The sequence below is a fragment of the Micromonospora sp. DT229 genome, assembly GCF_049844505.1.
Taxonomy (GTDB): domain Bacteria; phylum Actinomycetota; class Actinomycetes; order Mycobacteriales; family Micromonosporaceae; genus Micromonospora.
Map to the genome: position 1 here is coordinate 407,881 of NZ_JBNCLD010000002.1, position 19,182 is coordinate 427,062.

Below are 19,182 nucleotides of genomic sequence, written 5' to 3' on the forward strand. Positions count from 1 at the left end.
CACCGTCGCTCATCGGGTCTCCTCCCACCGCATGGTCAACTGGTTCTCCGTACCGATCGCGCCGACCAGGTGGCCGTGCCACCGTCCGTCCGCCTCCGGGTGGTCCTCCCGCCAGTGGCAGCCCCGGGTCTCCTGCCGGGCGTAGGCAGCGGCGACCAGGGCGCTCGCCACCGTGAGCAGGTTGGTCGCCTCCCAGTCGGCGGTCCGGGGGGTACCCCGACCGGCGCTCAGCTCGACCAGTTCGGCGGCGGTGGTGGCCAGGGTCGCCGACGAGCGGAGCACTCCCGCCCCCCGGGTCATCGCCCGTTGCAGGACGGGTGTGGTGGCGGCCGGCACCACCCAGCCCGCACCCCCACGCCAGGCCCCGGTGTCCGCCGGGCGGGCCTGCTCGGGCAGACCGGCGGCGATGTGGTCGGCGATCCGTCGGGAGAAGACCAACCCCTCCAACAGGGAGTTGCTGGCCAGCCGGTTGGCGCCGTGCACGCCGGTGCAGGCGACCTCGCCGCAGGCGTACAGGCCGGGGATGGAGGTACGGCCGTGCAGATCGGTGCGGACCCCGCCGGAGGCGTAGTGGGCGGCCGGCGCCACCGGGATCAGGTCCTCGGCCGGGTCCACCCCGATGGCCCGGCAGGAGGCGACGATGGTGGGGAACCGGCGGGCCAGGAACTCGCCGCCGAGGTGGCGGGCGTCCAGGTAGACGTGGTCGTCACCGGTGGCCAGCAACACCCGGTGGATGCCCTTGGCCACCACGTCCCGAGGGGCCAGCTCCGCCAGTTCGTGCTGGCCGAGCATGAACCGCTTGCCGTCGGCGTCCACCAGATGCGCGCCCTCGCCGCGCAGCGCCTCGGAGACCAGTGGCTGCTGGGCGTGACCGGCGTCGGGGGTACGGGCCTGCTCCGGAACGATCAGCGCGGTCGGGTGGAACTGCACGAACTCCACATCGGTCACGGCCGCACCGGCCCGCATGGCCAGGGCCACCCCGTCGCCGGTGGAGACCGGGGGGTTGGTGGTCGCCGCGAACACCTGCCCCAGACCGCCGGTGGCCAGCACCACGGCCCGACTCAGGATGGCACCCACACCGTCCTCACTGCCCTCACCGAGCACGTGCAGGGTGATGCCGCACGCCCTGCCCAGCCCGTCCGGGCCGTCACCGGGGGCCCGGAGCAGATCCAGCACCAGGGCGTGCTCGACCAGGCGGATCCACGGGTCGCGGCGGACCGCCTCGTGCAGGGCCCGCTGGACCTCGGCGCCGGTCGCGTCGCCACCGGCGTGCACGATCCGGTCGGCCCGGTGCCCGCCCTCCCGCGTCAGCGCCAACGAACCGTCCAGGTTGCGGTCGAAGGCGGCCCCGATCCGCATGAGTTCCCGCAGCCGGGTCGGCCCCTCCTCCACCAGCACCCGCACCGCCGCCGGATCACACAGACCCACCCCGGCGATCTCGGTGTCGGAGGCGTGCATCGCCGGGGTGTCCGCCGGGTCGAGGACGGCCGCGATGCCCCCCTGGGCCCAGCGGGTCGAACCCTCGTCGATGTTGACCTTGGTGACCACGGTGACGTGCAGGCCGGCCTCCCGCAGGTGCAGGGCGGCGGTCAGCCCAGCCACCCCGGAGCCGACCACGATCACGTCGGTGGTCTCCACCCAACCCGGCGCCGGAGCGGACAGCAGGCGGGGCAGCGCCGGCAAGCCGACGGTCGGTAGCTGCATCCCCCCAGTCAACCCGAAGGTCACTCGGCTCGGGCGGCGGGGGCGGGACGAGTGGTTCCCGCTACTTCGTCCGAACCGGGAGTCCGGCCGGGCCGGCCCCCTTGAGTGAACCGGTCACCTTCCGGTCACCGAGCCAGAGGTAGCAACGCACTCCCCGGTCACCCACCTGCCACCGACCGGCGCTGGGCGGACGGACCACCAGGTCACTGCGGTAGATCAGGTCGCCGTCGTCCGGTACCCCGGCGTAGCGGGCGAGCACCGTGCGGCACCCGGCGTAGAAGGGGGCCCACTGTGCGCTGTTCTCCGGGTACGGGCGGTCGGGTGCCTGCCACACTCCGGCGAACTCGGCGTCGTGCCGCTCGGCGCAGTCCACCGGCACCAGGGATCGCACCACCCTGGAACGGTCCGTGCGGGCCTGCTGGCACCCCAACCACAGCGGGGAGGGGGGCCGCAGCGCGTTGCGCAGGGAGCCGCTGCGGGACACCACCTTGGCGCCCGCCTCGGCCGTGGTCACCTCCATCAGGTCGCAGCGGTACCACCGCGACCCGGCGGCCCAGCCCGGTCCGGAGGGGACCGCCACCGCCAGCCGCAGTCGACCGGCCCGCCAGTCGTCCCCCACGTAACCGTTGGCCCGTTTGTCGCAGTCCGCGAAGGCGGTACGCAGTTCGGGTGAGGCGACCGGGGGTGGTTCCTTGCGCTCGGCGGGGAAGGTCCCGACGTGCACGGTCTCCACCCGGTGCGGGGTGGCACAGTCCACCGGGGCGTACGCCGCCAACGGCACCGCGTCGGCGAAGTCCGCCTCGTGACAGACCTCGGCGGCCGGGGTGAAGGCGCCGGGCGCGACCAGGGCCGCCCAGTCGTCGGTCAGGTCCCCGTCCAGCCCGTGCGGCGCACCGCAGCCCACCAGCAGCACCGCGACGGCCAGAGCCGCGGTGAGGGTTCTCGTCGCACGCTGCATGACGCCGCCTCCCCCAGCCAGCGGCCGTCTCCTGACGGCGGTCACAGCGTAACCAGAAATGACCTTCCGGTGACAGAGCGGATTCCGGGGCGCAGGGTGGGGCAGGCGACCCTTCCAGGCGTCAAGAGGGGCCCTTCCTCACACCGAGAGGGGGTTGGGGATGGGGGTGCCGGCGGTGCCCGGGGCGGCCGTCGAGGGGTCGGCGCCCAGGTCCACGATCTTGTTGTCGGCGTCGACATGCACCACCCGAGGGCGGTAGGTGCGGGCCTCCGTGTCGTCCATCTGACCGTACGAGATCAGGATGACCAGGTCCCCCGGGTGCACCAGGTGGGCCGCGGCGCCGTTGATGCCGATCACCCCACTGCCCCGCCGCCCCGGAATCACGTAGGTCTCCAGCCGGGCACCGTTGGTGATGTCCACGATCGCCATCTGTTCCCCGGGGAGCAGGTCGGCGGCGTCGAGCAGATCCTCGTCGACGGTCACCGACCCGACGTAGTGCAGATCCGCCTGGGTCACCGTGGCCCGGTGGATCTTGGACTTGAGCATGGTGCGGTACATCGGGACGCCTCTCGCGCAGGTCTGGTCAGGACACCGGGTGCAGCAGGACGGGCGCGTTGTCGATCAGCCGGGTTCGGCCCACCCAGGCGGCGACGAGCAGCCGAGCCGGCCCCTGGACCGGCCCCGGCTCCAGCTCGGGGTCGGTGAGGACCAGGTAGTCGAGTCGGGCCCCGGGGTCCCCGGCACCGAAGGCGGCGTGCGCGGCCGTCAGCACCGCCCCGGCGTCGCGGCCCGCCTCGGCGGCCTCGGCCCCGGCCCGCAGGGCCCGGGACAGACTGAGCGCCACCTGCCGCTCGGGGTCGGAGAGGTAGCGGTTGCGGCTGGACAACGCCAACCCGTCGGACTCCCGGACGGTGGGTACGCCGACCACCTCGACCGGCACCTCAAGGTCCCGACACATCCGCCGGACCAGGGTCAACTGCTGGTAGTCCTTCTCGCCGAAGAAGGTCAGGTCGGGCCGGGTGAGTTGGAGCAGCTTCAACACCACGGTGAGCACCCCGTGGAAGAAGCCGGGCCGGCTCAGCCCCTCCAGGTCCTCGCCCAGGGGGCCCGGGTCGAGCCGTACCTGCGGTGCCCCCTCGGGATACATGTCCGACACCGCCGGGGCGAAGACCAGGTCGGCACCGGCCCGCCGGCACACCTCAAGATCAGCGTCCAGGGTCCGGGGGTAGCGGTCGAAGTCCTCGTTCGGGCCGAACTGGAGGGGGTTCACGAAGACCGTGACGATCACGTGATCGGCCCGTTCCCGGGCGGCCCGCAGCAGGGCCTCGTGGCCCTCGTGCAGGGCACCCATGGTCATCACCACCCCCACCCTTCCGGTGAGGGCGGACCGGGCCTCGGCCAACTCGGCACGGGTGTGCACGAGCCTCGTCACGCGATCCATGTCGTTCACCAATCCGCTCACGCCGCCACCCGGCTCTGCTCCCGGTCGAGCACCCCGAGCAGCGGCTCCGCCTCCGCCGGCCGCAGTCGGCCGGCGGACACCGCCCGGTCGGCGGTACGCCGGGCCAACGCCAGGTAGGCCTCCACCGACTCGGGTGCGATGGTCGCCAACTGCGTCAGGTGCCGGGCCACCGTACCGGCGTCACCCCGGGCCACCGGCCCGGTCAAGGCGTCGTCACCCAGCCGCAGGGCGTTCTCCAGGGCGGCCCGCAGCAGCGGGGCCAGCACCTTCTCCGGCTGGGTCACCCCGGCGTCACGCAGCCGGTCGGCCGCCTCGTTGACCAGGGTCACCAGGTGGTTGGCGCCGTGCGCCAACGCCGCGTGGTAGAGCGGTCGGTCGGACTCCCCGATCCACTCCGGTACCCCGCCGAGATCGGCCACCAGCCGAGCGGCCAACGGGCGCAGGTCGGTCGGCGCGGTCACCCCGTACGAGATGCCGGGCAACCGGCTGAGGTCGTCGGGCGAACCCGTGAAGGTCATCGCCGGGTGCAGGGCCAGCGGACGGGCGCCCGCCGCGGCGGCCGGGGCCAGCACCCCCAGACCGTGGGCCCCCGAGGTGTGCGCGACCACCTGGCCGGGTCGCAGCGCGCCCTCGGCGGCCAGGTCGGCCACCACCCCGGCCAGGGCGTCATCCGGTACGGCGATCAACAGCAGGTCAGTGGCCGCCCGGGCGACCTCGACGGCCCGGCGGCGGGAGACGGTGGGCAGCAGCAGCGCCACCCGGGCCCGGGAGGCCCCGGAGCTGCCGGTCGTGGCGACCACCTGGTGGCCTGCGGCGGCGAGCGCGGCACCCAGGGTGGCTCCGACCCGTCCGGCGCCGATCACGCCGACGGTGAGGGCGGCATGATTGGCGATCGGCACGGTCGCGGACCGCCGACGGGCGGGCGAATACGTGCGCAGCGGTGCGCTCATGTCACGATCCAGTCCTCGAGATGGGTACCGGTCGAGGCAAGTATGCGTCGCTGACACGGATCCGAAACAAGGATGTGTGAAATCGTTCACCGCCGTTGGATCGGTGCGTGGAAGCGCCGAAAGCGAGGACCGAATGGCAATGCGTTGGCATCAGGCGATGCAGCGGGCGCTCTACGGGCCGGACGGCTTCTTCGTCTCCGGCGCGGGGCCTGCGGCGCACTTCCGTACCAGCGTGCACGCCTCCCCGGTCTTCGCTGGTGCGCTGCTCCGGTTGATCCATCATCTCGACGGGGTTCTCGGTCATCCTGCCGTCTTCGATGTGGTCGACGTGGGGGCGGGGCGGGGGGAGTTGGTTCGCTCTCTGTTCGTGGGGGTTTCCGGGGAGCCCACCCGCTCCGGGCGGTCAGGCTTGATCCCTGCGCGGGTGGGCTCCCCGGAAACCCTGACCACCACGGCCGACGTCCGGCCCTCACTCGTCAACCCGCTGAAGATCACGAGGGGGTACGGCGCCAGCTTCGCGTCGGAGCTCAGCGAGGGTGCGTCGGAGCTCATCGGGGGCGGGTCGGTGCCGTTGGTTGAGCGGGTGCGGTTCACTGCTGTCGAGCTGGCTCCGCGCCCCGACGACCTGCCCGAACAGATCGCCTGGACCGATCGGATTCCCGCTGGCATCACGGGTCTGCTCCTGGCCACCGAGTGGCTCGACAACGTCCCGCTGGACCTCGCCGTGCACACCGAAACCGGCTGGCACTACCTCCTGGTCGACCCCACCTCCGGCGAGGAGACGATCGGCGCTCCGGTCAGCCGAGCGGACCTCGACTGGCTGTCCACCTGGTGGCCCAGCCCTCTCGCCACGACCACCCAACGCTCTCTAGCGGCGACCACCCAGCTTGCGGCGACCACCCAGTCAGCCCTCACCACCCCGCCAGCCCCGACCGCTCCGGAGTCGGCGAACCCTGCGACGGACCCCTCCTCCCCACCCGCGACCGCACCAGACACTGACAGCTCGACCGGGTCGGGTTTCCGGGCAGCCCGACCGGCGCAGGGATCAAGCCTGACCGCCCGGAGCCGGTCGGGCTGCCCGGAAACCCCCACGGACCGCACCCCCACGGACCGCACCCCCACAGCCAGCGCACGAGCGGAGATAGGCAGGACCAGGGACGAAGCCTGGGCGCAAGCGGTAGGCAGCCTCGAACGAGGGCTGGCGTTGGCGGTGGACTACGGCCATCTGCGGGCGACCAGACCGGTGGACGGGACCTTGACCGGGTACCGGGCTGGGCGACAGGTGCCGCCGGTGCCGGACGGGTCGTGTGACATCACCGCCCACGTGGCCATGGACTCGGTCGCCTCCGCCGGTGGGGAGGTCGCTCGGTGTGCGTACGCCCTGGGGTCGCAGCGGGACGGGCTGCGGGCGCTGGGGGCCGACGGGGGGCGACCGCCGCTCAGCCTGGCCGGCAGTGACCCGGTCGGGTACGTGCGGGCGTTGGCGGCGGCCTCGGCGGCGGCCGAGTTGACCGACCCGGCCGGGCTCGGCGGGCACTGGTGGCTGTGGCAACCCGTCGGCCTGTCCACCGACCGGCTGCCGCCTGGGGTGTTCGGGCCGATCGACACCGCTGCGCCGTCCTGACCGGCCGGTCATGGCACGATGGCGGGCATGACCACGGGCGACCTGCGTGAGCTGACCGTCGGCACCGGCGCTGGGCTGGTGGCGGGCACCGGCGGGGAGCAACTCGGCACGGACATGGTGCTCAACATCGGACCCCAGCACCCCTCCACCCACGGGGTGCTGCGGCTGAAGCTGGTCCTGGACGGCGAACGGGTGATCTCCGCCGAGCCGATCGTCGGGTACATGCACCGGGGCGCGGAGAAGCTGTTCGAGGTACGCGACTACCGGCAGATCATCGTGCTGGCCAACCGGCACGACTGGCTCTCGGCGTTCGCCAACGAGCTGGGTGTGGTGCTGGCCGTGGAACGGCTGATGGGCATGGAGGTGCCGGAGCGGGCGACCTGGCTGCGGATGGCCCTGGCCGAGTTGAACCGGGTGCTCAACCACCTGATGTTCCTCGGCTCGTACCCCCTGGAGATCGGCGCGATCACGCCGATGTTCTACGCCTTCCGGGAGCGGGAGACGCTTCAGGCGGTGATGGAGGAGGTCTCCGGCGGGCGGATCCACTACATGTTCAACCGCGTCGGTGGGCTGAAGGAGGAGGTGCCCTCCGGGTGGACTGGCCGGGCCCGGGCCGCCATCGGTGAGGTACGCCGCCGGATGCCCGATCTGGACAATCTGATCCGGCGCAACGAGATCTTCCTGGCCCGTACGGTCGGCGTCGGGGTGCTCTCCGCGGCCGAGGCCGCCGCCTTCGGTGCCTCCGGCCCGGTCGCCCGCGCCTCCGGGCTGGACCTGGACCTGCGCCGCGACGAGCCGTACCTGGCCTACGACCAGCTGGAGGTGCCGGTGGTCACCCGCACCACCGGTGACTGCCACGCCCGGTTCGAGGTGCTGCTGGACCAGGTGTACGCCTCACTGGACCTGGCCGAACAGTGCCTGGATCGGGTCGACCGGCTGACCGGGCCGATCAACACCCGGTTGCCGAAGGTGCTGAAGGCCCCCGAGGGGCACACCTACGCCTGGACGGAGAATCCGCTCGGCATCAACGGCTACTACCTGGTGTCCCGGGGGGAGAAGACCCCCTGGCGGTTGAAGCTGCGCACCGCCTCGTACGCCAATGTGCAGGCCCTGGCCACCCTGCTGCCCGGCTGTCTGGTGCCGGATCTGATCGCCATCCTCGGCTCGATGTTCTTCGTGGTCGGCGACATCGACAAGTGATCCGGCTGACCCGACAGCGATCCTTCCGGACGGCTCGCCGGGCCTGGTCAGTGCCAGCGGTTGCCCGGATCCTGGACCGGCGGACCGTACCCGGTGTCCTCGGCCCGGTGCCGCCGGCCGTACGGCTCCGGCTGATGTCCCCGAGGCGGCTCGGCCTGGTGTCCCCGCACCGGCTCGGGCTGGTATCCCCGAACCGGTTCGGCATGTTGCCCCCGACCAGCCTCGGGGTGGTGTCCGCGCTGTCGCGGTGCACGCCACTCCTCCGGGACCGGCACCCCGCCGGGCGGCAGAGCCGGACGCCGCTCCTCGGCCGGGCCGTCCCGCCATCCCTCGTCGCCGTCGGCCGCCCGACGCGGCTCGCCGTGACGGACGCTGGCCCAGCGGTCCGCCATCCGGTACTCCGTGCCGGCGTGGTCGGCGTGCATCTCGGCGCGACGTTCACCAGCCCGGAACTCACGTCCCCGCTCGTCGTCGCGGACGGCCGCCCAACGGTCCCCGGCCCGCAACTCGGCCCAGTACTCGCCGGTGTCGTCCGCACGGGGTGACCGGTCCGGTGCCGCCTCGGCGGCGGACCCCCACTGCTGTCCGCTCTCGCCCCAGTTGCGCTCGTCGCGGGGCACCGCCCAGTCGCCTTCGTCCCGGTAGCCGTGGCGCTCCTCGCGGAACCCCGGACCACCGTCGCGGTACACCGGGCGGTCCTCGCCGTACCCGGGACGCTCCTCGCGGAACCCGGGACCACCGTCGCGGTATGCCGGACGGTCCTCGCGGTATCCGGGGCGGTCCTCGCGGTGGGCGACCGGATCGACCGGTGCTGACCGGTCGTCGCCCGGGCCGGGCCAAGGCCGTCCGTCCCGTCCGTCCGACCAGACGCCCTGTTCCTCGCGGCCCGGCCCGGACCAGGCCCGGTCGTCGTCGTGGCGGGGGCGTTCGTCGCCCTCGGACCAGGGTCGGTCGTCACGATCCGCCCCGGGGCCACCCCGCTCCCCCTGCGGCGCCGACCACGACGGGGCGTAGCCGCCGAAGCGGGATGCCGGCTCACCCAGCACCCCACCATCCACGATGGTGTGTCGAGTGGTGACGTGCACGGTCTCGGTGTGCCGGACCACGCCCTGGCCTGCCGGCTGGGTCGAGCCGTACACCCCGCCGGGGCTGCCCGGCCGCTTCCCGGGAGCGCCGGGCGCGGCCCGTTCCCCGAAGGACACGGACGCGGCCCGGTCGGCGTAGGGAGCCGGCGCCGGCCGGTCGGCGTAGGGAGCCGACGCCGGCCGGTCGGCGTGGGGAGTCGGTGCCGGCCGGTCCTCTGGAGAGGGCGGGGCGGGGTGTTCCCCGGCCGGGGGTGGTGCCTCGGGTTCCATCGCCACCCGGGCCCGGCCTGCGCCGACCGGTTCTCCGCTGACGGGTGGGGCGCTCCCGGTCGATGAAGCCGGGACGGCCGTCGCATGGCGCAGCCCGGCCAGCGCCTGCTGGACCCGCTCGACCTCGTTCAACGCCTGGTTGCTCCGCTGGGCGGCGGCGACGATCTCGCTACGCAGTTCCCGCTGCAGCTGCTCGATCTCCGCGCGCAGTTCCTCGGTGTGCTGTTGGCCCCCGTTGTCGGCGCGCAGGGTGATGGACAGCCCGATCAACACCACGGCCATGATGGCCAGCAGCGCGGCGAACCGCAGTGGACCGTTGCCGTCGGCAACCAGCAGGATCAGCGCCGCTACCGGGGCCAGCGCCACCCCACCCCAGAAGAGGGCGGTCAACAGTTGCTTGCTGCGCGGATCGGTGGGCACCGTTGCGGGCATGGGTCCGCAGCCTACCGAGAGTTGGATTACCAGGGAACCGGGGGCAACGGCGACAGTTGATGCCGAAGTTCGACCGTAACCGCTGACCAGCCCGGAGCGGCGAAGCCGCTGCCCCGGCCGGGGCAGCCGGGGCGGCCGCTGCCCGGCGAGGATCTGGCCGCACTGCCGACGGTGGCCCTCGGCGGCTCGGCGTACGACGCCCTGGCCGCGTTGCTCACCTCGACCGGTGCGCCCGCCGTGGTGGTCACCGAACAGGGTCGGCCGGTCGGACTCCTCCGCCGGGAACAGGTCCTGGCACTGTCGGATCCGACCGGCTGACTTGCCGGCTGGCGCCGCGCCGGCCACGGAAGACGGCTCACCGGGCCGGCCACGGCGTCAACGACGTCCCCGCCAGCCACCAAGGGTGGCGATGCCGATGATCCAGCCGGTGAACAGCCCGTACTCCGCCCCGTCGCCGGCGGCCTGCAACGCACCGAGCAGCGAGGGGTTGGTCCGGATCAACGTGGTGAGCAGGGCCGCCAGGGCGGCTGCGAAGATGTACGCCGCCCAGCCGGCGAAGAACTGACTGAGGGTGCCCCGGGCGCGGGCCAACTGGGAGCCCGGCAGCAGGTAGAGGAAGACGAAGGTCAGGACGACCAGGAGGATCGCCTTTAGGTCCGCCGCGATGATCTCCTGAATGGAGTCGGACGAGTCGAACCGCCAGGCGGGCCAGGCGAGCAGTCTGAGGAACCACCCGCCGGCGCTGTCGGGATCGGTGTTGTCTGCGGCCCAGTCGGCGTACCAGGGGCTGCCGAAGACCAGGACGAGCAGGAGGGCGGCGAGAGTGCCGGCCCCGGGTGCGGACTTGTATCGATTGGTGAGAGCCATGGCCCGCTAGTTCCCAGCGCATCGACGGCAGCAAACGCCGGGGCGCGGTTTATGGCGGTATGCCGAGACCGGCCGACGGCCCCTTGTCGCCGCAGACCGAGAGGTCCGGCAGGTCAGTGCTTCATCAGGTAGTCGATGAAGGCGGCACGCAGCAGCGGAGCGGACTCCTCGTAGCCGTGGCCGGTCATCTCCCGCCACAGGGCCACCGCCTCGTCGACCGTCGGCCCCACGGAGTTGGGAGCCCCGTCGAGGGCGGCGGCCTCGTCGGCGTTCGGCAGGTGCCGCAGCACCGACCAGAAGAACTTCACGTCCCGGCGTTCCCGAGCCACCGCGAACGCCTGTTCGCGCAGCTCCTCCGTGCTGAGGACGTCCAACTCTTCGAACGACCGGCCGCCGGACCTCGATGATGTGTCGGTCATGGGCCGAGCCTAACCGCCGAGATCACATTCGGCGCGCCGACGACACCCTTGAACCGCCCCCTACCGGTCGTCGGCCTGCCAGATCGGCGAGTTGGTCTCCCACCGGCGCGGCCCCCACGGGTCGGTGGGGTTGTCGGCCGACTGGGCGGGTAGGACGGGTGGCCAGTCGCCGACCGGCTCCGGTTGGGACATCGCCCAGCCGCCGGCGCCCCCGGTCGGTTCCCCGGCGGCCGGCGGCGACACCGGGCGGGCCGGTTCCGAGGCGGGCCGCCCGTGCCTCTCGACCAGCCGGGTGACCCCCAGCCCGACCGCCAGCACGGCCCCCCCGATCAGCCACCGGCTGACCGTCCAGCCCCGTGCCTGCGCGTACGCGAGGAACAGGCCGACCGCGCCGACCGTCAGCAGGGTGCCGAACACCCCGCCGCGCAGACCGAAGGCGCTGGTGCCAGCCAGCAGCACCGCGCCGACGGCCAGCACGGTCCAGTCCAGCCCGTCCGCCGGGGTGACCGCCCCGTCGACCGACGCCAGGAGGGCGCCCGCGAGCATCGCCAGCACGGTGGAGCAGACGTACCCCCCGGCGGTGACGACTGCGGCGGCCACCCCACGCCGACGCGCCGGGTCGGCGACCGGACGGAACCGGCCGACCAGCCGGCGGACCGGTCCGATCGCGCCGAACAGCCCTCCGATCACGGTGACCGCGGCGAAGCCCACGAAGAGTTGCCCGGCGATGCCGCGCGGGTCGTAGTCACCCTGCACCAGCACCGGCGCGGCACGCTGCTCGATGTAGACGACGACCCCGGCCGCCGCGCCCAGGCTGGTGGCCCACCCGGGAACGTGCAGCACCACGACCGTCAGCCCCAGCAGCAGGCCACCGACCGCGGCCACCGCGGCGGGGGTGCCCACGGCGACGAGCAGGCCCCGGTCGCTCTGCTCGGCGAAGTGCAACCCGGCGGCGACCGCCACCGGGCCGATGGCAAGGTTCACCGCAGCGGTACGCAGGCTCAGCCCGGCCGCCAACGCCAGCAGGCCCAGGGCGACCACATCGACGATGAGGGCACGCAACCCGTTACCGCGCAGCGCGGCCGGGTTCTCCTGCCAGAGCAGATAGACCAGGGCACTGAAACCGAGCAGCAGGAGGGTCTCCCAGAACACGTAGACCCCGAACCGGTCACGGCCCGGCTCACCGTTCTGGAGGTCGTCGGCGACGGCTTCCGCGCCGGGGTTGGGCCCGACCAGGGTCGACTCCGACTGCCCACTGCGGCCTGGTTCGTCGTACGCCATCATGCCTGCCTTCCAGCGGCCGCCCGGACTGCTTCGACGAGAGGGCATATAGGTGGTGACCGCTTGCCCTGCGGTCGCTGGCACCGTACCCGCGCCCGCAGCCGGACGTAACCCCCGTGCGGCGGCCGGCTTCAGCGTCGACCCGGGTGCGGCTCCCAGTCGTCGGGCTCACGCTCGTCGTCCGGCCGGTCCGGCACCCGGCAGGACCGCTCCAGCCAGAGCGCCGCCGCCACCAGGGCGACCGAGGCCAGCAGCCCGGCGATGCCCGCCGGCCGGTCGTCAGCAGCGGCCCGGGTCGGCTGCACCAGCAACCAGCCGGTCAGTCCCGCGTAGAAACCGGCGAAGATCGCACCCACCAGGGCGGAGGCCTTGGCCAGTACGACGAACCGGGCGACCATCAGCGGGTTGACCGGGTCGCGGCCCGGTCGGCGTTCGATCCGACCCCGGGTGTTGATCGCGGCGTACGCCTCCAGGACGGCGAGCCCGGCCAGGGTGACCACCGGCAACCACGGCAGCGGCGGCAGCCGGTCGTAGTAGATGCTGCTGATCAGCAGCCAGGCGACCGCCGCGGCGACCAGGGCGCTCACCACCAGGGTGGACAGGCGGGTGGGTCGCATCCGCGACCCGTCGGGCGGTGGGGTCTGCGTCATGTCGGCCGCCTGCGGGCAGTGCCGAAAGGCGCCACGGCACCGCGTTGATCATTCGCTCGCTGCCGCTGGCTCATGTCCCCGACTCTAACGCCAGATCCGGTCGGGGACGCAGTTCCGCGACCTCGGCCGCCGCCGGCCCGCTGGTCAGCAGATCGGTCAACCAGCCGTGTCCGGGCAGCTCGCCGTAGGGCTGGATGTCGATCCACGGCCGCAGCACGAAGGCGCGCAGGTGAGCCCGGGGATGCGGCAGGGTCAGCTCCGGATCGTCGCTGATCACCGGCTGGCCCTCGGGGGTCCAGACCGCGATCACGTCGACATCGAGGGTGCGGGGGCCGAACCGCCGTCGCGGGTCGCGGACCCGGTCGGCCGCCCGTTCCGCGGCCTGCGCCCGGGTCAACCAGTCGTGCGGGTCGGCGTCCGGATCCGCCACCAGCAGGACCGCGTTCAGGTACGCCGGTTGGTCGGTGTCTCCCCAGGGTGGGGTCTCGTACACCCCGGAGGCCATCAGCAGGTGGTCGCCGAGCACCCGAACGGCGGTACGCAGGTTGGCGATCCGGTCTCCCAGGTTGCTCCCGAGGGAGAGCACGGCGCGGCTCATCGGGCCCGACGCATCGTGACGGCCACGTCGGCGAAGGTGTGCGGGATCGGCGCCTCAGGTTTGTGCACGGTGATCGTCACGGCGCTCACCCGCAGGTCGGCCAGACACACCGTGATCAGCCGGTCGGCCAGGGTCTCGATCAGGTTGACCGGCTCCCCGGTGATCACCTCGACCAGCCGCTCGGCCAGTTCGCCGTAGTGCACGGTGTCGCTCACCTCGTCGGAGCGGGCCGCCGCCGAGAGATCCAGTTCCAGGATCGCGTCGACGACGAACTCCTGCCCGGCCACGCGTTCGAAGTCGTACACCCCGTGCCGCCCGTGCGCGCGCAGCCCGGTCAATTCGATCCGGTCGGTCACGACCGCACCCCCTGCGGCTCGCCGACGGCGGCCAGGTCCGCTGCGGCGGCGTCGGACCGCGGGCCGCCGGAGGCCAGTCGAGGGCTACCGCTGGCCCGCCAGACGGCCAGGGCATCCACAGTGGCGCGGACGTCGTGCACCCGTACGCCCCAGGCGCCGGCGGCGACCGCCAGCAGGCTGGTGGCGACCGTGGCCGCCTCCCGGCCACCGATGGGTCGTGGCTCGCCGTCCGGTCCGGCCAGCAGCAGACCGAGATACGACTTGCGGCTGGCGCCGAACAGCAGGGGATAACCGAGGTCCAGCAACTCCGACAGCCGGGCGCTGAGCTGCCAGTTGTGGGCGGCCGTCTTGGCGAACCCGAGCCCCGGATCGATCACGATGCGATCGGCGGCCACCCCGGCGGCGAGGGCCGCCTCCACCCGCTGGCCGAGTTCGGCGCGTACCTCGGCGACCACGTCGTCGTACCGGGCCAGTTCGGTCATCCGCTGCGAGTGGCCCCGCCAGTGCATCAGTACCCAGGGGCAGCCGGCGTCGGCGACCACCCGGGCCATGTCCGGGTCGGCGAGCCCACCGGAGACGTCGTTGACCACCACCGCACCGGCCGCGAGGGCGGCTTCGGCCACCCGGGCCCGGGTGGTGTCGATGCTCACCGGTACGCCGACCTCGGCCAACTCCCGGATCACCGGCACCACACGGGCCGCCTCGGTCTCGGCGTCGACTCGTTCCGCACCCGGCCGGGTCGACTCTCCACCGACATCAACCAACCCGGCGCCCTCGTCGCGCAGCCGGACGCCGTGTGCGACAGCGGCTCCGACGTCGGCGTAGCGTCCGCCGTCGGAGAACGAATCGGGCGTGACGTTCAGGACGCCCATCACCACCGGGGCCGGGGCCCGTACCAGATCGGTCACGACTAGACGGTACCGGTCGCCGGGACCGCCGCGATCAGCCCGGGGCCAGGGCACTGACAAGGCAATTGAAACATGTGTACGATCGGTCGTCTGGGCGGTATCGGGCAGACTCTTCGCGGGTTGTCGCAAAGGGGGGCGGCCCGTACGCTGTGGAATTGCCCAGCATCGAGATGGCGACGCTTGGAGGGAGGGCCAAAGCGGGGTTAATCCGCCCAAAAATCGCCACCTACCGTGGCGAGCTATGCACGCAGGGTCTCGGGCGCTGCGCAGCGTAAGCACCCATCCCGCAAGGCTTGCCTACTGCACCACCGCGGCGCCGCCGGCCGCGACTTGGGGAGGTTCCAGTGATCGCCATCGAGCTGATGGAATCGGCGTCCAGCAACGCCGCCCACCTGCTCTCCGCCCTGGCATCGTCGATTCCACTCGCGGCCGAGGAGCCGAAGGGGATCAACACCGAGGGCGTAGTCACCTTCTTCGCCAGCAAGATCGCTCCGATCCTGCTGGCCGTGCTGGGGGTCATCTTCATCGGCCGCGCCAGCCGGGGCGAGATCTCGAAGGTGCTGACCAGCTCCGCCATCGCGATCGTCGGACTGGCCTTCATCGCCGGAGCCGCCACCCTCTTCTTCATCGGCGACTTCCTGATCAACCTGATCTTCGAATAGGCGCGGGCACGAGATGCGGCTGCGCACCGACGACGACATCTACCGGGCCCGCCTGGTCTATCTCGGGCCACCCGGCTACACCCTTCCGGTCCACCTGCCGTACGCCCAGTACGGACTGTTCCTGCTGCTCGTTCCCCTCTACATGTTCATCCACTGGCTGTTCACGTTGCAGGTCGAACTCTTCCCCGCGTGGGAGATCGCCCTCGCCATCGTGACCACCTCGTTCGTCTTCCGGTACGTCGATCCGGACCGACCGGCGCGCATGGTGATCCGCACCGCGCTGACCGACTGGCGACGCACCCGGGAGCCGGCCGCCGAGCAGCGCGATCCGCGCCTGGTCGGCAGCGGGATCAGGATCCGGGAGGAACTGGCATGACCGGCTGCACGCCGTACCGGCCTTCGGAAGGGTTGCCGGTGACCCCGGCGGTAAGCGAGGCGGAGCCGCAGCCGCCCCGTGGCCATCGGGCGAGGGCTGCGGACACGGGTCGGGCGATCGCATGAGCCGCTCCTCCACGCCGGGATCCCCGGCCGGGCGTTCGACCGCGCCGCACGGTAACCGTGCGCGATCATTCGACTACCCTCAATCCGAGGATCCCGAGGACGCCTCGCTGGATCCGGCCCTGGTCACCGCGCCGGGACACGGCGGCGTCGGGGTCTTCCAGGCCCCACGCCCGCCGCAGCGCCTGGCGGTACCGGGCGAGCCTGCCTCGGCTGTACCGGCCACCCGGGACGGGGCCGACATCGACTCGCCCTTCCTGGACCTGTTCGGTGGCGCCTACCCCCGGCCGGGTTCCGCCTCCCGGGGCAACGGTCAGCCGACCCGGGCCCTGCCGCAGCAGGCGACCCCTGTGGCCCCGGCACCGGCGCCGGTCGCCCGGCGCTCGGCACCGTCCGCGCTACCCATCGCACCGGAGCGCCCCCTGGAAGGTGCCCACCTTCCGGTGGAACCTGCGGCCGCACCCCCCATACCGCCGCCCCCGCCCGTGCCGGTCCTCCCGCCCACGAGCGACAGGTTGCCGAACGCCCGGCCCCCGGCCGACGACCAGCCGCGCCCCGCGGAGGGCCCTGCGGTCGAGGCCACCCCGGACCGTCGTGCCTCCGCGCCGGCCACCCGCACCGCCACCCCGCCCCGACAGCGCTCGGGTGGCCGCCGGGACCGACCGATCAAGCCGGCCCGGGTCCGCGCACCCAAAATCAAGTTCGGCGACCGTGATCCGGCCGTGGAGCTGGCGATCACCGAGATCGCCGGTCACCTGACCTTCACCCCGAACACCGTCACCGCCTGGTACTGGCTCCCCGAGGTGCGCTGGGCCTTCCGCCCGGACGCGGAACGCGAGGCCCTGCTCTCGGCGATCTCCGAGCAGTACGCCGGCCTGGCCGGGTTCCGGTTGCACCTGCGGCGCACCACCCGCCCCTTCCCGGCCGACGAGTGGGCCCGCACCATCGACGCCCACACCGCCTCCCCGCTGCCCGACGTGCCCGGCACGACCGGCTGGGCGGATCACCTGGTGGCGGCCCAACGGCACCTGCTGTCGGTCAACCACGCCGAGGGGCAGACCTACCTCGGGGTCACCTTCGCCCGCCGTTCCCTCGGCGACTCACTCACCGAGCGGGTGCTGCGCACCTTCGGGCGGGGAGTCGCCGAAGGCGAGCGCCGCAAGCTGGGCCGCACGGTCGAACAGTTCGACGAGGTGCTCGGCGCCTTCGGCATGCGTGGCCGGCGGGTCACCGCCCAGGAACTGGAATGGCTGCTCTACCGCTCGGTGGCGCTGTGCATGTCACCCCCAGGTGCCCTCTCGCCGATCACCGACGGGCGTTGGGAGCGGGGTGACCTGCTGGCCCTCACCGAGCAGGTGGAGCGCTACCGCACCCCGTACGGCTCGACGGTCAAGCTGGTCAACCGGATGACCGGCGAGGAACGGCATGTGGCCGTGCTCGCGGTGGGTCGGATGGAGCCCCTGGAGATTCCCGAGCGGCACGAACCCTGGCTGCACTTCCACGAGCGGCTGCCGTGGCCGATGGAGCTCTCCACCCGGGTCGACATCCTCGGCTCCGGGGACTCCTTCCGGAACCTGGAGCACCGGCTGCGGATGATCCGGTCCCAACAGCTCGACTACGCCGAGCACGGCATCGACGCCCCACCGGAGCTGGAACGGCTGGCCAAGCGGGCGCTGGTGATCGGTGACGAGATGACCACCGGCCTGCCGGTGGACTCCGCCCGGGCCCACGGCTGGCACCGGATCGCGGTGGGTGGGCGTACCCGGGAGGAATGCCTGGAGCGGGCTCGGCGCCTGATCCAGCTCTACTCGCGAGAACTGCGCATCTCGCTGCAACATCCGAAGAACCAGGACTGGCTGGCCCGGGAGTTCATCCCCGGCGAGCCGATCGCCAACACCGGCTATGTCCGACGGATGCCGGTGCCCCTGCTGGCGGCGGCGCTGCCGCAGGCCGCCTCGACCGTGGGTGACCGCCGCGGGGACCTGATCGGACGCACCGCCGGCACCTGTCGCCGGCCCGTCTTCCTCGACCTGCACTTCCCCATGGAGGTACGGGAACGCTCCGGTCTCGCGGTCTTCGTGGCCGAGCCGGGTGGTGGCAAGTCGACACTGCTCGGCGCGCTGGGCTACCTGGCGGCCCGGAGGGGTGTGCAGGTGACCCTGCTCGACCCGTCCGGCCCGCTGGCCCGCCTCTGCGCGATGCCGGAACTGCGCCCGTACTCCCGGGTGCTCAACCTGACCGGGTCCGAACACGGCACCCTGGCTCCGTACTCCCTGATTCCGACGCCGCTGCGCAGTGAGTTCAGCGCCGGGCCCGCCGGGGATCGGGAGTTCGAGATCGCCGTCTCCAACGCTCGGGCCGAACGCCGGATGTTGGTGCAGGACATCTGCATGATGCTGGTGCCGCCCCAGGTGGCCCGCGAGGCCTCCACCGCCACCCTGTTCCGGCACGCCGTCCGCCAGGTGCCGGCCGAGGAGACCTCCACCCTCGACGACGTGGTCACCTGCCTCGGTCGACTCGACGACGACACCGGCCGGGAACTGGCCAACCTGCTGCTGGACACCGCCGAGATGCCACTGGCCATGCTCTTCTTCGGCCGGCCACCGGAGGGACTGCTGGGCGCGGACGCGGCCCTCACCGTGATCACCATGGCCGGCCTGCGGCTGCCCGACCTCAAGATCGAGCGAGAGTACTGGTCGGCCGAGGAGGCGTTGGCCCTGCCGATGCTGCACACCGCGCACCGGTTGGCGGTACGCCGCTGCTACGGCGGCTCGATGTCGTCCCGGAAGCTTGTGGGCCTGGACGAGGCACACTTCATGGAAGGGTGGCGCTCCGGTCGCTCCTTCCTGGTACGGCTCGCCCGGGACTCGCGTAAGTGGAACCTCGCCGCTCTGGTCGCCTCGCAGAACCCCCGAGACATCCTCGGCCTCGACGTACAGAACCTGGTCTCCACCGTCTTCGTCGGCCGGATCGCCGAGGACGCCGAGATCGCCTCGGAGGCGCTGCGCCTGCTGCGGGTCCCGGTCGACGACGGGTACGAGGCGACCCTGGCCTCACTCTCCACCGCCGACGCGACCTCCTCCCATCGGCTCGGCTTCCGGGAATTCGTCATGCGCGACGTCGACGGCCGGGTGCAGAAGGTCCGAGTCGACGTGTCCTATGTGGATGGACTTTTGGCGCACCTCGACACCACCCCTGCCGCCATCGCTGCCGCCGCCGGGGTGCTGCCGACCGTGCTGCCCGACCTGGAGGCGTGAC

General features: G+C 72.5%; 18 protein-coding genes and 1 pseudogene. 6 read left to right on the forward strand and 13 right to left on the reverse strand.

Features of this window, described 5'->3' with window-relative positions; genetic code table 11:
- Window positions 1-9: 9 nt before the first annotated feature.
- The 5 genes from ACLQ2T_RS04705 to ACLQ2T_RS04725 form a co-directional block, all read right to left on the reverse strand.
- Window positions 10-1,704: an L-aspartate oxidase gene (locus ACLQ2T_RS04705; RefSeq protein ID WP_425764727.1), complete on the reverse strand. Its 1,695-nt coding sequence runs from the start codon at window positions 1,702-1,704 to the stop codon at window positions 10-12.
- A gap of 61 nt (window positions 1,705-1,765) precedes the next feature.
- Complete coding sequence (locus tag ACLQ2T_RS04710) at window positions 1,766-2,662, reverse strand: septum formation family protein (protein WP_425764728.1); 897 nt, start codon at window positions 2,660-2,662, stop codon at window positions 1,766-1,768.
- A gap of 138 nt (window positions 2,663-2,800) precedes the next feature.
- A complete protein-coding gene (gene panD / locus ACLQ2T_RS04715) occupies window positions 2,801-3,220 on the reverse strand; it encodes an aspartate 1-decarboxylase (protein ID WP_425764729.1) in 420 nt (139 codons plus the stop codon).
- 25 nt (window positions 3,221-3,245) lie between these two features.
- Window positions 3,246-4,094: a pantoate--beta-alanine ligase gene (gene panC / locus ACLQ2T_RS04720; RefSeq protein ID WP_425764730.1), complete on the reverse strand. Its 849-nt coding sequence runs from the start codon at window positions 4,092-4,094 to the stop codon at window positions 3,246-3,248.
- A gap of 26 nt (window positions 4,095-4,120) precedes the next feature.
- Entirely contained in the window at window positions 4,121-5,074 is a 954-nt protein-coding gene (locus tag ACLQ2T_RS04725; RefSeq protein ID WP_425764731.1) for a Rossmann-like and DUF2520 domain-containing protein, read from the reverse strand.
- A gap of 139 nt (window positions 5,075-5,213) precedes the next feature.
- Between ACLQ2T_RS04725 and ACLQ2T_RS04730 the strand changes: the two genes are divergently transcribed.
- Together ACLQ2T_RS04730 and ACLQ2T_RS04735 are read left to right on the forward strand one after the other, a co-directional pair.
- Window positions 5,214-6,698: an SAM-dependent methyltransferase gene (locus ACLQ2T_RS04730; protein WP_425764871.1), complete on the forward strand. Its 1,485-nt coding sequence runs from the start codon at window positions 5,214-5,216 to the stop codon at window positions 6,696-6,698.
- 18 nt (window positions 6,699-6,716) lie between these two features.
- Window positions 6,717-7,898: an NADH-quinone oxidoreductase subunit D gene (locus ACLQ2T_RS04735; RefSeq protein WP_425764732.1), complete on the forward strand. Its 1,182-nt coding sequence runs from the start codon at window positions 6,717-6,719 to the stop codon at window positions 7,896-7,898.
- Between the two features lie 47 nt (window positions 7,899-7,945).
- On the opposite strand, the gene ACLQ2T_RS04740 is transcribed toward ACLQ2T_RS04735, so the two are convergent.
- Window positions 7,946-9,685 carry a hypothetical protein gene (locus ACLQ2T_RS04740; RefSeq protein WP_425764733.1) on the reverse strand — a complete coding sequence of 580 codons (1,740 nt, stop codon included), beginning with the start codon at window positions 9,683-9,685 and terminating at the stop codon, window positions 7,946-7,948.
- Window positions 9,686-9,841: 156 nt separating this feature from the next.
- On the opposite strand from ACLQ2T_RS04740, the pseudogene ACLQ2T_RS04745 reads away from it, so the two are divergent.
- Window positions 9,842-10,003: pseudogene (locus ACLQ2T_RS04745) on the forward strand (ABC transporter ATP-binding protein); the annotation flags it as partial.
- Between the two features lie 57 nt (window positions 10,004-10,060).
- Here ACLQ2T_RS04745 and ACLQ2T_RS04750 read toward each other — a convergent pair.
- The 7 genes from ACLQ2T_RS04750 to folP form a co-directional block, all read right to left on the reverse strand.
- Window positions 10,061-10,552, reverse strand: a complete 492-nt coding sequence (locus ACLQ2T_RS04750) for a hypothetical protein (RefSeq protein ID WP_425764734.1) — start codon at window positions 10,550-10,552, stop codon at window positions 10,061-10,063.
- A gap of 113 nt (window positions 10,553-10,665) precedes the next feature.
- Window positions 10,666-10,971: a hypothetical protein gene (locus ACLQ2T_RS04755; protein WP_327023767.1), complete on the reverse strand. Its 306-nt coding sequence runs from the start codon at window positions 10,969-10,971 to the stop codon at window positions 10,666-10,668.
- Window positions 10,972-11,031: 60 nt separating this feature from the next.
- Window positions 11,032-12,252 carry an ABC transporter permease gene (locus tag ACLQ2T_RS04760; protein WP_425764735.1) on the reverse strand — a complete coding sequence of 407 codons (1,221 nt, stop codon included), beginning with the start codon at window positions 12,250-12,252 and terminating at the stop codon, window positions 11,032-11,034.
- A gap of 131 nt (window positions 12,253-12,383) precedes the next feature.
- Window positions 12,384-12,869, reverse strand: a complete 486-nt coding sequence (locus tag ACLQ2T_RS04765; RefSeq protein WP_425764872.1) for a DUF3180 domain-containing protein — start codon at window positions 12,867-12,869, stop codon at window positions 12,384-12,386.
- Between the two features lie 103 nt (window positions 12,870-12,972).
- A complete protein-coding gene (gene folK, locus ACLQ2T_RS04770) occupies window positions 12,973-13,500 on the reverse strand; it encodes a 2-amino-4-hydroxy-6-hydroxymethyldihydropteridine diphosphokinase (RefSeq protein WP_425764736.1) in 528 nt (175 codons plus the stop codon).
- Entirely contained in the window at window positions 13,497-13,856 is a 360-nt protein-coding gene (gene folB, locus ACLQ2T_RS04775; protein WP_425764737.1) for a dihydroneopterin aldolase, read from the reverse strand. Before folB ends, folK begins: the two co-directional genes overlap by 4 nt.
- Entirely contained in the window at window positions 13,853-14,764 is a 912-nt protein-coding gene (gene folP / locus ACLQ2T_RS04780) for a dihydropteroate synthase (protein ID WP_425764738.1), read from the reverse strand. The genes folB and folP overlap by 4 nt, the downstream gene beginning before the upstream one ends.
- Window positions 14,765-15,108: 344 nt before the next feature.
- Between folP and ACLQ2T_RS04785 the strand changes: the two genes are divergently transcribed.
- The 3 genes from ACLQ2T_RS04785 (at window position 15,109) to ACLQ2T_RS04795 (ending at window position 19,181) form a co-directional block, all read left to right on the forward strand.
- Window positions 15,109-15,426: a hypothetical protein gene (locus ACLQ2T_RS04785; protein ID WP_327023762.1), complete on the forward strand. Its 318-nt coding sequence runs from the start codon at window positions 15,109-15,111 to the stop codon at window positions 15,424-15,426.
- A 13-nt stretch (window positions 15,427-15,439) separates the two neighbouring features.
- Window positions 15,440-15,802 carry a hypothetical protein gene (locus ACLQ2T_RS04790; protein ID WP_327023761.1) on the forward strand — a complete coding sequence of 121 codons (363 nt, stop codon included), beginning with the start codon at window positions 15,440-15,442 and terminating at the stop codon, window positions 15,800-15,802.
- A gap of 121 nt (window positions 15,803-15,923) precedes the next feature.
- A complete protein-coding gene (locus ACLQ2T_RS04795) occupies window positions 15,924-19,181 on the forward strand; it encodes an ATP-binding protein (RefSeq protein WP_425764739.1) in 3,258 nt (1,085 codons plus the stop codon).
- Window position 19,182 lies beyond the last annotated feature (1 nt).